Source organism: Sinomonas atrocyanea, assembly GCF_030812675.1.
Lineage (GTDB): Bacteria > Actinomycetota > Actinomycetes > Actinomycetales > Micrococcaceae > Sinomonas > Sinomonas atrocyanea_B.
Genome location: NZ_JAUSTE010000011.1, coordinates 136496 through 150549, shown reverse-complemented (window position 1 = coordinate 150549; position 14054 = coordinate 136496). Strand labels below are relative to the sequence as shown.

Here is a 14054-nt window from a genome sequence, read left to right as displayed (position 1 = left end):
GGACGTCAACCCCTGAGGGGACTGTGGCCCGCTGCGGCCCTACGGCCTCGACGCGAGGGCCGAGGCGAACGCCGACGCGGAGGACGAGGAGCTGTCGATCCGCCAGTCCACCTCCTTGCTGAGGTCGAACCAGGCGAAGCCCATGATGCTGGGGTTGGCGGCGAGGTACTGGATGAGGGCCTGGTTCCATCCGGCCTTGTCGCCGCCCTGCTCGGCCGAGGCGGTCTCGGCGATCAGTACCTGCTTGGACGGGGCTAGGGCCGCGAGTGCGGACAGGCCCTGCCCGAACAGCGCGTCGGGCATGACCCACGTGCTGCCCCAGGACTGGGTGGTGCCCCAGTTGTAGCCGTCGAGGCCCACCAGGTCCGCGTAGGCGTCGCCAGGGTAGAGCCCGGCCAGGTCGGTCGAGCCGGCGTAGGGGACGTTGGGGCACCAGACCCACTGGACGTTCGTCACGCCGGCGGAGGCGAAGAGGCCCCGCACGTGCCGGAAGGCCCTCACGTAGTCGCCGGGGGCGTTGCCGTTGACCTGCTCCGACCACGGGTACCAGTTCCCGTTCATCTCGTGGGCGAAGCGCAGCAGCACCGGGCCGCCATAGGCCTTGAGGCCGCTCGCCCACTGGCCGATGTAGGAGTCATACGCTCCGCCGTAGATCGCGCTGAGCGCGTAGGCGGGCTGGGCGGTGCCGCCGACCGAGGCGTCCCACGGTTCCCAGGTCAGCAGCGGGGTCGCGCCGCGGCCGGCCACCGAGGCCAGACCGCTGGTGGGCAACGGGCTCGTCCAGTCGCAGTAGGCCTGGACGATCGAGGGTCCCTCCCCGGTGATCGTGGCGACCTGGTCCAGCTCGGCGGCGGAGCCGTAGCCGCTGGGCGTTGCCACGCCGAAGCGCAGCGGGTGGTTCAGGTTGGGGCCGGGGACCGCGGCGACGGCAGTGACGGCGAAGGGCGCCTGCGCCGAGGAGGAGCCGATCGTGGCGGTGGCGTACGCGGTGCCGGACAGGGCGCCGGGGACGGTGATCGTGGTCTGGAAGTAGCCGGAGGCGGAGGTGGTGACGGCGGCCGACGCCGAGCCGAGGGTCACGCTGCCCTTGGCCTTCTTGGGGAAGTTCGTCCCGGTGACCGTGATGGCGGTTCCGACGGGGCCGGAGGTCGGGCTGAGCGCGAGGGCCCCGGCGGACGCGCTCGCGGCGGTGCTGCCCAGGGCGGCGGCGGCCACCCCCAGCGAGGCGCCGAGGAGCACGTCACGGCGGCGGAGGGTCTTCGTCATGGTGTGGGCAGCCTTCCGGATCATGGGCAGGGGAGGGGAATCGTCTCATCCAGTCCACCGCACCGCCAGCCACAGGAGCACCGTTCTGTCCCAAACCTGCGGGAATCCTCGGGGAGCGGACGACGGCGGGCGGTCACCCGCCGTCGTCCGCGGACCTCTGCCGGTCTGACCCGTCCCGAGGCGGGTAAAAGGCAGGCACAGCAACGCTCCCGGATCGGCCCAAGGAGGACACGATGCCCAAGACGGACAAGAGCGGGAAGGCGAGGAAGGACGAGCTCCCCTCGACGCTCCAGCGCTCCGGCGCCAAGGCCCAGCAGACCTTCGCCAAGGCGCACGACTCGGCCGAGGAGACGTACCACGACGAGGAGAGGGCCCACCGCGTCGGCTACTCGGCCCTGAAGCACACGCACGAGAAGGTCGGCGACCACTGGGAGCCCAAGGAGCAGAAGGGCCCCTCCGACGAGCAGGCCGCCGGGGGGCGGTCGACGCGGCGCGTGACCCACGGCGGCGTCGACGCCAACGCCTCGAAGCAGCACCTCTACGATCTGGCCAAGAAGCTCGACGTCCCGGGCCGCTCGAGCATGACCAAGGACCAGCTGGTCGAGGCGCTGGAGAAGGCGAACACCAAGAAGACAGCGCAGAGCCGCAAGAAGTAGGGCTGCAGGCTCTCCTCCGGTTGGACAGCGATGCTCAGCCCTCGCTGAGAACCCGGAGGGCGAGAAGGCACGTGGCCCGGGCTTCACCATCGGCGAGATCGAGGCCCATGAGGTCTTGGATCCTGCGTAGCCTGTACGCCAAGGTATTGCGGTGAATGAAGAGCTCGTCGCAGACCTTGCGGGAGTTGGCTGCGTTGCGCAGGTAGGACTCGAGGGTTTCGCGCAGGGCTCCGGTGGGGTCCGAGTCCAGCGGAGCGATCAGCCTACGTGCCATGGTGGCGAGTCCTCGATGCGGCAGGCTCTGGACGATGGCGGCGAGATCGGCCGCGGGGGCAACTCGGACCCCTGCTGTGCCCGTCTGGCGACTGGCGAGCTTGAGGGCGAGGGGCAGTTCCTCCAAGTTGTCTGCCTCGGTAAGGACCACGGACAGCTGCGGGATGTCGGCGAAGAGGGCCCGTGCCTGGTCAAGGAGGTTCACGCGCTCGAGCGGCTCCTGGACGAGGAGCGTGGTCATCGTGGGCTCCTCCATGAAGCGGACGGTGCGAAACCACTCCTCGAGGCGCACGCGAGCCCGCCACGCCAGCGTCCTCAGCCGGAATCGGTCCATGTCCTCGCCCGCGGTGACGAGGAGCGCGCCCCACGGCTCGCCCGCCCCGAACCCCGCTTCGGCAGCGAGCCGTTCGAGCGTCGCCTCAGGAATGGGCTGTTCGTCGTAGAGCGCATCCATGAAGCGGACGGCCTCGCGGGAGTGCAGGGGTGTCCGTGATCCGAGGGTGTAGCTGAGCTGCACGGCGAGCACGGCGGCCACCGGGCCCAGCAGGGGCTGGAGCAGTACGTTGCTGCTCACACCCTCGACGTGGAGCCTGAAGGAGTGCGGGTCGCCGCTGGGGAGCCTGAGCGCCGAACGCGGTGCACCGGGCGGCGCCTTCCCAGCGCTGACGAGCTCCGCACCGCTCTCGTCCGTCACCGCGACCCGGGCCCCGATGGATTCCGCCACTCGGTCCACGACGGTGACGAGCGAGCGTCCCTGGGCGGCCAGACGGGTGCATTCATCGGCCAGATCCCACCCACGGCGGTGCACGTCGTAGCGCTCTGTCGCCAGCGTCTGCTCCACCTGCCGCATCACGAGGAGGAACGGAACGTCCGGGGGCAGTTCAAAAAGGGGAAGCTCGTGGGACTCGCAGGCCCTGGCCAGGCCCTCGGGAAGCTGGCGGTGCGCGGCCCCAGTCCCGAAGACGAGGCCGGCGACGGGAACGCTGACCAGGCGCTCCACGTACGCATCCCAGATGCGGTAGTCCGTGACGTTCAGCCCCATCCCGCTGGTCAGCACCAAGGCGTTGACGGACAGGAAGGGCGTGGGGTCCATGTGTTCGGTCGGGGCACACCATGCGATGGGCCGGGAGAGCCGCTCGTCCGAGACTCCCACCCGCAGGCCGATGTCGAGCCCAGGGAGGTCGCTGAGGTCGCGAAGGAGCATGGGTGTCCGATCGGGGCGAGAAGCGGTAGTGCATCGAGCATAATTGACGCCGTGCCTTTCAGCACATGGCACAATTCCACGGGACGCAATCGATTGGCTACCGTGATGGGCATGCCAGAATCTGTGACCTCCACCACGCAGCCACGGGTGCTCCTCAACTCGGACATGGGCGAGGGCTTCGGGCTCCATGAGTTCGGCAATGATGCCGAGCTCATGAAGGTGATCGACGTCGCCAACGTGGCCTGCGGGTTCCACGCGGGCGACCCCGACGTCATGAACCGCACCGTGGGACTCGCCGCCGAGAACGACGTGGCGGTGGGAGCCCACCCGGGCCTCCCGGATCCAACCGGATTCGGACGCCGCCGCATGGCGCTCAGCCCTGACGAGGTCGAGTCCGTGATCCTCTACCAAGTGGGCGCCCTGACCGCCTTCCTGTCGAAGCACGGGCTCGAGCTCCACCACCTCAAGCCACACGGCGCGCTCTACGGGATGCTCGCCGGAGATGAGGAGCTCATGGCGGCAGCGGCCGGGGTTGCGAGGCAGTTCGGCGTGCCGTTCTACGGACTCGCCGGCACGGCCCACGAATCGGTCTGCCGCGCGCTGGACGTCGACTTCGTCCCCGAACTCTACGTCGACCTGAACTACGGGCCGCAGGGACAGCTGCTCATCCAGCGGCGGCCTGAGCCAACTGATCCCGCCGCCGCTGCAGAGCGCGTGCGGCGGGCCATCGCCGGCGAGCCGGTCCACGCCGTTGACGGCTCGCCCCTCAGCATCACGTTCCGCAGCATCTGCGTCCACTCAGACGCCCCCAACTCTGTCGCAGTCGCCTCGGCCGTCCGCGACGTCCTCACCAACCGCTGAGCACGCGCCTCGGCAGGAAGCAGGAATCACCATGGCAAACGTCATCTCCCCGCTGCCCGGGATCTTCTACCGCAAGCCCGGACCCGGCAAGGACCCGTTCGTGGAGGTGGGGGACACGATCGAATCCGGCCAGACGATCGGCATCGTCGAGATCATGAAGCAGTTCACGGAGGTCCAGTCCGATACTGCAGGCGTCATCGAGTCCTTCGAGGCGGCCGACGGCGCGATGGTCAATCCCGGCGACACCCTGGTAGTAGTGCGCGAGGGGCAGGCATGAGGAAGCTCTTCATCGCGAACCGGGGCGAGATCGCGGTGCGTATTGCCCGAACCGCAAAGGAAATGGGGATCCGTACTGTCGTAGGCGTGAGTGAGGCGGACCTCGGTTCCCTCGCCGCCCAGGTCGCCGACGAGCACGTCGTCCTCGGCCCGGCACCGGCGACAGCCAGTTATCTTGACCACGACGCGGTCATCAGCGCCGCCGTGGAGCGGGGCTGCGACGCCGTCCACCCCGGCTACGGCTTCCTCTCCGAGAATGCGGTGTTCGCCGGCCGGGTGGTAGCGGCAGGGCTCATCTGGGTAGGTCCGCCGGCGGAGGCCATTGAGACGATGGGGAACAAGGCGGAGGCCCGTGCGGCAGCGCGCCGCGCCGGCGTTCCAGTGCTCAAAGGCACCGACGGGCCCTTGGACCCCGAGGCCGATGCCCTCGAGATCGCACGTGCGATCGGCTACCCCCTCGTCGTGAAGGCGTCGGCCGGCGGCGGCGGCCGAGGCATCCGCTTCGTCCACGACGAGTCGGAGCTTCTGGACACGATCGACCTGGCGCGAGGCGAGGCATCGGCCGTTTTCGGCGACCCGACCGTCTACCTCGAGCGCTTCGTCGAGTCCGCGCGGCACGTCGAGGTACAGGTCCTGGGGGACGGCAGCAGCTTCATCCACCTCGGCGACCGCGACTGCTCCATGCAGCGCCGCTCCCAGAAGGTGATCGAGGAAGCCCCTGCGCCGGACCTGCCCGACGACGTGCGACAGACGATCCGTGAGTCCTCGGTCGAGCTCGCGCGCCAATGCGGGTACCACGGGGCCGGAACGGTCGAATTCCTCTATGACCCCGTCCGCCAGGAGGCTGCCTTCATCGAGATGAACACCCGCATCCAGGTCGAGCACCCCATCACGGAGGAGATCACGGGCGTGGACCTCGTCCGGGAACAGCTCCTGATCGCGTATGACGGCGTCCTGTCCCTGTCCCAGGAGGACATTGCCTTCCGAGGGCACGCCATCGAGTGCCGTATCAATGCTGAGGACCCGGACAACAACTTCTTCCCCAGCCCGGGGCGAATCGGGCGTCTCGCGTGGCCACAGGGCCCAGGCATCCGCGTCGACAGCGGTGTTGTCGAGGGTTCCGTGGTGACGCCCTTCTACGACTCGATGCTGGCCAAGCTCATCGTCCATGCCGATGACCGCCCGACGGCGATCACCGCAGCGCTGCAGGCTCTGGCGGCGACCGAGATCGAGGGCATCAAGACCACTATCCCCATGCACTCCAAGCTCCTGGCGCGCTCGGAGTTCGCGGACGTGGCCCACCATTCCAAGTTCATCGAGACAGCTCCCGACATGCTGGAGGCATCATGAGCACCCAGGCCCTCGAGCGCGAGGCCCGCTACACCTGGGGCGGCGACGAGTTCCTGTTCGTCGAAGTGGACGAGGCCATGAGCCTTGCCGCGAACTTCAAGGTCATGACCCTGGCCTCCAAGCTCTCAGGGGCAGCCCTGGAGGGCGTCACCGACATCTGCCCGGCCAACGCGTCCCTCCTCATCCGCTTCAACCCGGACGTCCTCGCGCCCTCGGTCCTCGAGGCAGCCGTCCGCGGGTTCGAGCAGGAGGCCGCGCGGGGCGGTGCCGAGACCCTCGAGACCCGCATCGTCGAGGTGCCGGTCTGGTACGACGACCCGTTCACCGCGGAGGTCGCCCAGCGCTTCCGCGAAGGATTCCACCAGGAACCGGAGGGCACCGATCTGGACTACGCCGCGAAGGTCAACGGCCTCGCGGACGCCGCCGAATTCATCCGGCGGCACCACGAGCAGCCGTGGCTGGTCTCCATGGTCGGGTTCGTGGCCGGCCTGCCGTTCCTGTTCCAGCTGGTGGAGCGGCAGAAGCAGCTCGAGGTGCCGAAGTACCTGAGCCCGCGCACTGACACCCCCAAGCTGACGGTTGGCCACGGAGGCTGCTTCGGCGCAATCTACTCGGTCAGAGGTGCTGGGGGTTACCAGATGTTCGGCGTCGCCGCGGCCCCGATCTACGACCCAGCACAGACCCTCGCCGACTTCAAGGACTTCATGGTCTTCTTCCGACCCGGCGACATCGTCAAGTTCAAGCCGGTCACCGAGCAGGAGTATGCCGCGATCCAGGCCGAGGTCGAGAACGGAACGTTCCGCTACAGGCAGGCGCCTGTGGTCTTCGAGCTGCACAGGGCGCTCGAAGACCCGGAGCGCTACAACCGAGAACTGATGGAGGCCCTCGATGGCGTGTGAGGTCAAGAGTCCCGGCCTGTCCACCACGATCCAGGACCAGGGGCGCCCCGGGTACTACAACGTGGGCATTCCCGAGGGCGGCTCGATGGACCAGTATTCGGCGGCCATGGCGAATGCCCTCGTCGGGAACCCCGCCGACGCGGCCGTCCTCGAGTGCACCTACCTCGGCCCGGTCCTGCGTTTCACCGACTCGGCGACGATCGCCGTGACAGGGGCGCCGGTCCCCATCAAGGTCAACGGCGAGGAGCGCCCGGAGTGGACGCAGCTGCGCGTGGAGGCTGGGGACGAGCTCAGTTTCGGACCGCTGCTCGGCGGGACGCGCTACTATGTCGCCTTCGCCGGTGGGATCGACGTGCCCCAGGTCCTGGGCAGCCGGTCGACCTACATCTTGGGAGGCATCGGCGGCCTGAACGGCAGGAAACTGGAGGCAGGCGACGTCGTCCCGGTCGGTGCTGCCGGGCCCGTCCCCGCGGACGCCCCGACCCTTCCCGAGGAGTTCCGGCCCGCCTACGGCAAGGAGCAGACGGTCCGGGTCGTGATGGGCCTCTACGACCACCGGCTCACCGACGCCGGCCGTCAGAGCCTTCTGTCGGGCGAGTGGAAGGTCACCCCGGTGGCCGACCGCATGGGAATCCGCTATTCCGGGCCCGGCGTCGAGTGGCGGGACCGCGAGCAGCCGTTCGGGGCAGGTTCCGACCCCTCGAACATCGTCGATGCGGGCTACGCGGTCGGCTCGATCCAGATCCCGGGTGGAACCCAGCCCATCATCCTGCACCGTGACGCGGTCTCGGGAGGCGGCTATGCGATGGTCGCGACCGTGATCAGTGCCGACATGGACCTGCTGGCCCGCGCCGCACCCGGGACCTCGACGCATTTCGTCGAGGTGAGCCTGGAGGAGGCCCTCGGGGCGCGCAAGGAACGTTCGGCCTTCACAGCCCGTGCGCTCGCCGCCCTCGGAATCACCTAGGACGAGGTCCTTCTGTGCTGCCACCGCCGCCCGCGGGTCGCAGCACGGAGGACCGGCCTCAGGCGCTGCTCTCGCGCACCTGGAGGCTGGGCTCGAGTCGGACCGACTCGACTGCTTCGCCGCGGAGCACTCCCTCGAGCAGCCCTACGGCCTGGCGGCCGATTTCCGCCATGGGGGAGCGTACCGACGACAGCGGGATGGGCAGTTCGGCAGCGAGGGAGGTGTCGTTGTACCCGACGACAGCGCAGTCCTGTCCCACGATCATCCCGTGGGAGCGCAGGGCGCCCATCGCCCCGATCGCTGCGAAGTCGTTGACCGCGAAGATCGCTGTCGGGGCAGAGCGGGCGGAGAGGATCTTCTCGGCGGCCTCGCGACCGCCCTGGGTGTCGAAGCGCGACCAGACGATGGACCCGTCCGGGAGTTCACCGCCGAGGGCGTGCCAGCGGTCTACGAACCCGCCGGTCCGGTCCACTGCGGTGCTCGCATACGGTTCGCCGGCGATCACGGAAACCCGGCGGTGGCCCTTCGCCCAGAGGTGCTCGGCGACCAGTTCCCCGCCCCTGGTGTCGTCGCAGGTCGAGGAGGGGAATCCGGGGTGGCGGCGGTTCATGAGGACGAACGGGACGGCACGGTCCCTGAGCTCGGGCAGGACGTCTACGTCGAGGTGGGAGTCTCCGATAATAAGCCCGTCGACCCGTCGGGCCAGCATGATCTCCACCTGGCGGCGCTGCTCCGCGACGTCATCATGGGAGTTGGTGACAAAGGCCGAATAGCCGATGGCGGCGGCCGCCTCCTCGATGCCCTCATACATGATGGCGAGCACCAGGTCGGAGAGGCGCGGAACGATGACGCCGAGCAACTGCGTGCGGCGAGTGCGCAGGCTCGTGGCTTGGGGGTCGGGGGAGTAGCCGACCTCCGCAGCCAGCTCACGGATCCGCCGCGCGGTGGCAGCGGAGGCCGCCCCCCTGGCAGAGTCCGGGTCAGAGTGCAGCACCCGCGAGACCGTAGACGGGTGGATGCCCAATTCCCGTGCCAGGTCCTTGAGGGTCACCGCCCTCTCGGTCGTGTTGTTGCCCATGCTCAAGCCCTTCCAGTCCCGGATTCCATTCTGCCCGCCACGCGCCGCCCTCGAAAACAATCTCCCGAGTGGCCCTTGACCGTGACCGCGACCACACCTTACAGTCGAAAACAGCTTACCCAATCGATTGGGTACACCGTATTCAGACAGGGCTCCACCTGTCCGGAGCGTCTGAGAATCCAAGCCCCACCCAACACGCCGCCCAGAACGCGGCGACGGTTCTACCCAAACGATTGGGCACGGCGGTCAGCAACCGTCACCCCAGTAGCCAGAGTCACGAGCAGGAGCAGGCATGACACCGAGCATGAGCGAGGAGCATTTGGTGCTCCTCGCCACCGGCGGCACGATCTCCTCGCGCACCCGAGCGGACCTCGGCGGCGCAGCGGTCGCGTCCGACGGGGCAGACGAGCTGCTCCGGAGCGTCGGCGGGGCGCACGCCTTCCCAGTCCAAGTGGTCGACGTCCTCCGCGTCGGCTCGTACGCGCTGGACGTCGACGACATGCTCCTCGTGTGCAGCCGCATCCGCGAGGCGCTCGCCGATCCCTCGGTGGTCGGCGTCGTCGTCACCCACGGCACGGACACCATGGAGGAGACGGCTTTCCTCGCCGACCTCGTCCAGGGCGATCCGCGCCCGGTGGTCTTCACCGGCGCCCAGAAGGCAGCCGACGCAGAGGATCCGGACGGCCCGGCCAACCTCGCGCGCGCCATCGCGCTCGCAGGGTCGGCCGAAGCCAAAGGGCGGGGAGTCCTGCTGAGCTTCGCAGGGGAGGTCTTCCCTGCCCGCGGGGTCCGGAAGACCGAGACCGTGCGTGTCCACGCCTTCGGCAACCCGGACTACGGGCGGGACGGGTCCATCGCCGACGACGGGCGGCTGAATCTTGCCGCAGCCAAGGCTCGCCGCCCCGCGGCCCTGCCCCTGCCGCACCCCGGGGCGGCGTGCAGGGTGGACCTCGTCGCCTCCTACCCCGGGGCCGATGGGGCCCACCTGCGGGCGTCCCTCGACGCCGGGGCTGCGGGCATCGTCCTGCAGGGCACCGGCATCGGGAACGCCAACCCGCTGCTGTGCCAGGCCGTCGCCGAGGCGACCGCGGGAGGAGCCGTCGTGGTCACCAGCACCCGCGTCAACGCCGGTCCCGTCGTCCCTGTGTACGGAGCAGGCGGCGGCAAGGACCTGCTCGCTGCAGGCGCCATCCCGTCGGGGTTCCTACGCCCCTCCCAGTCCCTGGTGCTCCTGTCGCTCCTGCTCCGATTGGGGAGCTCGCGCGAGGAGATCGCCGCGGCCTTCGCTGAGAGAGGGGGCACCGGCTGAGCAAACCTTCCCCACAACCCCAGCACCTCCGTTCCACCCCCAGTTGCACCTCCAGAAAGGCCCACCCGTGACCAAGGACATTCAGGTTGCCTTCGGCGTCGACGTTGACGCCGTCGCCGGCATGCTCGGCTCCTACGGCGGCGAGGACTCGCCCTGCGACATCTCCCGCGGCCTCTTCAGCGGCGAGGTCGGAGCTCCCCGCCTCCTCCGCCTCTTCGAGAAGTACTCCCTGCCCTCCACATGGTTCGTCCCGGGCCACTCCATCGAGACCTTCCCCGACCTCACCCGCGCCATCGTTGACGCCGGCCACGAGATCGGGGTCCACGGCTACTCCCACGAGAACCCGATCGCCATGACCCGCGAGCAGGAGACAGCGATCTTGGACCGCTCGATCGAGCTCATCGAGAAGGTTTCCGGCCGGCGCCCCACCGGCTATGTAGCACCGTGGTGGGAATTCTCCCCGGTGACCAACGAGATCCTCCTCGAGCGTGGGATCAAGTACGACCATTCCCTCATGCACCGCGACTTCGAGCCCTACTACGTCCGCGTCGGCGACAGCTGGAAGAAGATCGACTACACCCAGCCCGCCCAGACATGGATGGAGCCGCTCGTGCGCGGCGAGGAGACCGATCTCGTGGAGATCCCCGCCAACTGGTACCTGGACGACCTCCCGCCCATGATGTTCATCAAGGCATCGCCCAACTCCCATGGCTTCGTCAGCCCCCGGGACATCGAGCAGATGTGGCGCGACCAGTTCGACTGGGTCTACCGCGAGATGGACCAGGCCGTCTTCACCATGACCGTCCACCCCGACGTCTCCGGCCGCCCGCAGGTCCTCCTCATGCTCGAGCGCCTCATCGAGCACATCAACAGCCACGAAGGCGTCACCTGGATGCAGTTCGACCAGATCGCTGACTCGTTCCTCGCCCGCAGCCCCCGGAAGGCCACCACGAAGTGAGCACCAACCAGACCATCGACCTGACGCCGCCCGCCGTCAACGAGAAGCGCCGCTTCCCGTCCTTCTCCAAGGGCGCCACCCGCACGGCTACCGTTCTGGCACTCCTTGCCTGGACCATCGCGGTGTTCGACTACGGACTCTTCGGGACCCTCCTGCCGGCAATGCAGGAATCCTTCGGCTGGAGCGAGTCCGAGGCGTACGCGATCAACACATGGATCGCCGTCGGCACTGCCATTGTGGCGTTCGGCCTGGGGCCTATCATCGACCGCCTCGGCCGGCGCAAGGGCATGATGACGACTATCGGTGGAACAGCCATCGTCTCGACCCTCACCGCCGCGATCCCTGCCGGCCTCGGGGTCCTGAGCAGCGTCCTGCTCACTGTGGTTCGCTCGTTCGGCGGCCTCGGCTTCTCTGAGCAGGCCGTGAATGCCACCTACATGAATGAGGTCTACCAAGTCACCGAGGACGAGAAGAAGCGCAGACGGCCCGGATTCCATTACTCCTTCATCCAGGGCGGCTGGCCTCTCGGATTCCTCCTGTCCAGCGCACTTGCGCTCGCGTTCCTTCCCTCGCTGGGTTGGCGGAGCCTCTACGTCATGGCGGCTATACCTGCGGCGATCATCGTGTGGCTCGTCTTCCGCAAGCTCCGGGAGACCCCCCAGTTCGAGCTCCACCACAAGCTGACTGAGCTCGAGAAGCACGGCAAGCGCGAGGACGCACACGCCCTCGCGGCCTCCTACGGGGTGGAGCACTCTTCGACCGCGCCCCTCAAGCGCCTCTGGGAGCCCCACCTGCGCCGAAACACCATCGTGCTTTCGCTGGCATGGATCATCAACTTCTTCGGCATCGCGATCTTCAGCGTCTTGGGCAGCTCCGTGCTGAAGAACGCCAAGGGCGTCGAGCTCTCGGACGCGTTCTGGATGCTCATCGTGATCAACCTGCTCGCCTACTTCGGCTACGTCTTCCACGGCTGGCTCGGCGACAAGATCGGCCGCAAGAAGACAATCGTCATCGGCTGGATCATCTCGGGCCTCTCCTTCGCCCTCATGCTCAGCCCGATCGCCTCCGACCCGTTCCTGATCATCGTCACCTACGGTGCCGGTCTGTTCTTCCTCGTCGGCCCCTATGCGGCAATCCAGTACTTCATGGCCGAGTGCTACCCGGTCAGCTGCCGCGCGCCGGCACGACCTTCATTGGCGCCATGAGCCAGCCCGGCACGATCATCGGCGGCGCGCTCTTCACGGCCCTCGCCGCCGGCGCCGGAACGGGGACCGCCGCCCTGTGGGTCGGCGCCCTCGGCACCCTGCTCTCGGGCATCTTGATGCTCGCAGCCAAGCCTCCCGTCGAAGCACTCCTGGAGGATCACCCCCATGCCTGAAGCAAAAGCAGCAGCCATTGTCACCGGCGCGGCCAGCGGCATCGGGCGGGCAGTGGCCGGCCACTATGCCTCCCGCAAGATCAGCACAGTGATCGGCACCTTCCCGGGAGATCCCCACGACCCCGAGGAGACCCTCCGTCTGGTGAAGGAGGCCGGCGGAGAGGCGGTGATCCACGAAGTCGACGTGCGCAGCACAGACTCCGTGGAGGCCTTCGCCCAGCGGGCCGTCGACGAGTACGGCCGGCTCGACTACGCCGTCGCGAACGCCGGGATCCTGCGCAACGCCCCGCTGGCCGAGCTCTCCGACGAGCGCTGGCACGACATGCTCGACGTGGACCTCACCGGCGTGCTGCGCACCCTGCGCGCAGGCGCGGCCCGCATGGGGGAGGGCGGCGCCATGGTGGCCGTCTCCTCGATCGCCGGCGGCGTGTACGGATGGGAGGAGCATGCCCACTACGCTGCGGCCAAGGCCGGCGTCCTGGGGCTCATCCGCAGCGTCGCGGTTGAGCTCGGCCCACGGCAGATCCGTGCGAATGCTGTCATCCCCGGCCTCATCGAGACCCCGCAATCCCTCGACCCGGTCAACTCGCTCGGGCCCGAGGGCCTGCAGCGGGCGGGAGACGACATCCCATGGGGCCGGGTCGGACGCCCGGAAGAGGTCGCTGAAGTCATCGGCTTCCTCACTTCCCCGGCCGCCAACTACGTCACCGGACAGGCACTCGTCGTGGACGGCGGACTGACCGTGAAGATGCGGGCATGAGCGCCGGCATCCCGCACCGTGCCTCGGGCCGGACGGTCGTCGTGACCGGTGGTGCCAGTGGGATCGGCAAGGCCGTCGCCACGGCCTTCCGTGCCAACGGCGACCGCGTGGCGGTCCTAGACCGGGCTGAGGGGCCGGACGTGATCCGGGTGGACGTGGCAGACGAGGACAGCGTGCGCAGCGCCTTCTCCTCGGTGCGCGAACAGTTCGGCACCGTGGATGTCCTCGTGAACTCCGCGGGACTCCTCACTGAGGCACCGGTGGAGGACATGGACCTCGCCATGTGGAACGAGACCATCCGTGTGGACCTCACGGGCGTCTTCCTCTGCTGCCGAGAGGTCCTCAAGCCCATGCGTGCACAGCGATGGGGCAGGATCATCAATGTGGCCTCGCAGCTGGGCATCAAGGGCGGGGTAGGACTCGGCCACTACAGTGCGGCGAAGGCCGGGGTCATCGGCTTCACCAAGGCCCTGGCTCTTGAGGCCGCACCGGGCAACGTGCTGGTCAACAGCATCGCCCCGGGCCCGATCGAGACCCCGCTCGTCGACGGGATCTCGGAGGACTGGAAGAAGGCGAAGCGGGCCGAGTTGCCGCTGGGGCGGTTCGGCACCCCTGCCGAGGTCGCCCCGACCGCACTTCTCCTGGCCAGTGATCCCGGAGGGAATCTCTTCGTCGGCCAGACCCTCGGACCGAACTCCGGCGACGTGATGCCCTGAGAGGAGGGAAGCCCAGATGTGCGGTGCCTGCGGACGTAGTGTTGCTGACGACCCGGTGTTCCCCGATGGCCGCACCACCAGGGGAAACCTGATAGCAGCCCAG

The 14054-nt window shown here is 68.4% G+C and carries 15 protein-coding genes; 12 read left to right on the top strand and 3 right to left on the bottom strand.

The window, feature by feature from the left end; translation table 11 throughout:
• Positions 1-39: 39 nt before the first annotated feature.
• Positions 40-1266, bottom strand: coding sequence for a glycoside hydrolase family 26 protein (locus J2W20_RS15340; RefSeq protein WP_307007577.1), 1227 nt, complete (start codon positions 1264-1266; stop codon positions 40-42).
• A gap of 233 nt (positions 1267-1499) precedes the next feature.
• On the opposite strand from J2W20_RS15340, the gene J2W20_RS15335 reads away from it, so the two are divergent.
• The gene (locus J2W20_RS15335) at positions 1500-1922 is read left to right on the top strand and encodes a ChaB family protein (protein ID WP_307007575.1); all 423 of its coding nucleotides are present in this window, start codon (positions 1500-1502) and stop codon (positions 1920-1922) included.
• A 34-nt stretch (positions 1923-1956) separates the two neighbouring features.
• Here J2W20_RS15335 and J2W20_RS15330 read toward each other — a convergent pair whose 3' ends face one another.
• Entirely contained in the window at positions 1957-3399 is a 1443-nt protein-coding gene (locus tag J2W20_RS15330) for a PucR family transcriptional regulator (RefSeq protein WP_307007574.1), read from the bottom strand.
• A 111-nt stretch (positions 3400-3510) separates the two neighbouring features.
• Between J2W20_RS15330 and pxpA the strand changes: the two genes are divergently transcribed.
• From pxpA to J2W20_RS15305, 5 genes are read left to right on the top strand one after another with little or no spacing between them, the layout of a single operon-like run.
• A complete protein-coding gene (pxpA, locus tag J2W20_RS15325) occupies positions 3511-4260 on the top strand; it encodes a 5-oxoprolinase subunit PxpA (protein ID WP_307007572.1) in 750 nt (249 codons plus the stop codon).
• A 31-nt stretch (positions 4261-4291) separates the two neighbouring features.
• On the top strand, positions 4292-4537 hold the full coding sequence (locus tag J2W20_RS15320; protein ID WP_307007571.1) for an acetyl-CoA carboxylase: 246 nt from the start codon (positions 4292-4294) through the stop codon (positions 4535-4537).
• A complete protein-coding gene (locus J2W20_RS15315; RefSeq protein ID WP_307007570.1) occupies positions 4534-5886 on the top strand; it encodes an acetyl-CoA carboxylase biotin carboxylase subunit in 1353 nt (450 codons plus the stop codon). Before J2W20_RS15320 ends, J2W20_RS15315 begins: the two co-directional genes overlap by 4 nt.
• The gene (locus J2W20_RS15310; protein ID WP_307007569.1) at positions 5883-6785 is read left to right on the top strand and encodes a 5-oxoprolinase subunit B family protein; all 903 of its coding nucleotides are present in this window, start codon (positions 5883-5885) and stop codon (positions 6783-6785) included. The genes J2W20_RS15315 and J2W20_RS15310 overlap by 4 nt, the downstream gene beginning before the upstream one ends.
• Positions 6775-7752, top strand: coding sequence for a 5-oxoprolinase subunit C family protein (locus J2W20_RS15305; RefSeq protein ID WP_307007568.1), 978 nt, complete (start codon positions 6775-6777; stop codon positions 7750-7752). The genes J2W20_RS15310 and J2W20_RS15305 overlap by 11 nt, the downstream gene beginning before the upstream one ends.
• Positions 7753-7810: 58 nt before the next feature.
• On the opposite strand, the gene J2W20_RS15300 is transcribed toward J2W20_RS15305, so the two are convergent.
• Positions 7811-8830, bottom strand: a complete 1020-nt coding sequence (locus J2W20_RS15300; protein WP_307007566.1) for a LacI family DNA-binding transcriptional regulator — start codon at positions 8828-8830, stop codon at positions 7811-7813.
• A 292-nt stretch (positions 8831-9122) separates the two neighbouring features.
• On the opposite strand from J2W20_RS15300, the gene J2W20_RS15295 reads away from it, so the two are divergent.
• The 6 genes from J2W20_RS15295 (at position 9123) to J2W20_RS15270 (ending at position 13951) form a co-directional block, all read left to right on the top strand.
• Positions 9123-10139: an asparaginase gene (locus tag J2W20_RS15295; RefSeq protein ID WP_307007565.1), complete on the top strand. Its 1017-nt coding sequence runs from the start codon at positions 9123-9125 to the stop codon at positions 10137-10139.
• A gap of 67 nt (positions 10140-10206) precedes the next feature.
• Positions 10207-11097 (top strand): polysaccharide deacetylase family protein, encoded by an 891-nt coding sequence (locus J2W20_RS15290; protein WP_307007564.1) that lies wholly within the window; start codon positions 10207-10209, stop codon positions 11095-11097.
• Entirely contained in the window at positions 11094-12302 is a 1209-nt protein-coding gene (locus J2W20_RS15285) for an MFS transporter (RefSeq protein WP_307007563.1), read from the top strand. Before J2W20_RS15290 ends, J2W20_RS15285 begins: the two co-directional genes overlap by 4 nt.
• Positions 12299-12475 (top strand): hypothetical protein, encoded by a 177-nt coding sequence (locus J2W20_RS15280; RefSeq protein ID WP_307007562.1) that lies wholly within the window; start codon positions 12299-12301, stop codon positions 12473-12475. Before J2W20_RS15285 ends, J2W20_RS15280 begins: the two co-directional genes overlap by 4 nt.
• Positions 12468-13235 carry an SDR family NAD(P)-dependent oxidoreductase gene (locus tag J2W20_RS15275; RefSeq protein WP_307007561.1) on the top strand — a complete coding sequence of 256 codons (768 nt, stop codon included), beginning with the start codon at positions 12468-12470 and terminating at the stop codon, positions 13233-13235. Before J2W20_RS15280 ends, J2W20_RS15275 begins: the two co-directional genes overlap by 8 nt.
• On the top strand, positions 13232-13951 hold the full coding sequence (locus tag J2W20_RS15270; RefSeq protein ID WP_307007560.1) for an SDR family NAD(P)-dependent oxidoreductase: 720 nt from the start codon (positions 13232-13234) through the stop codon (positions 13949-13951). The genes J2W20_RS15275 and J2W20_RS15270 overlap by 4 nt, the downstream gene beginning before the upstream one ends.
• Positions 13952-14054: the final 103 nt, after the last annotated feature.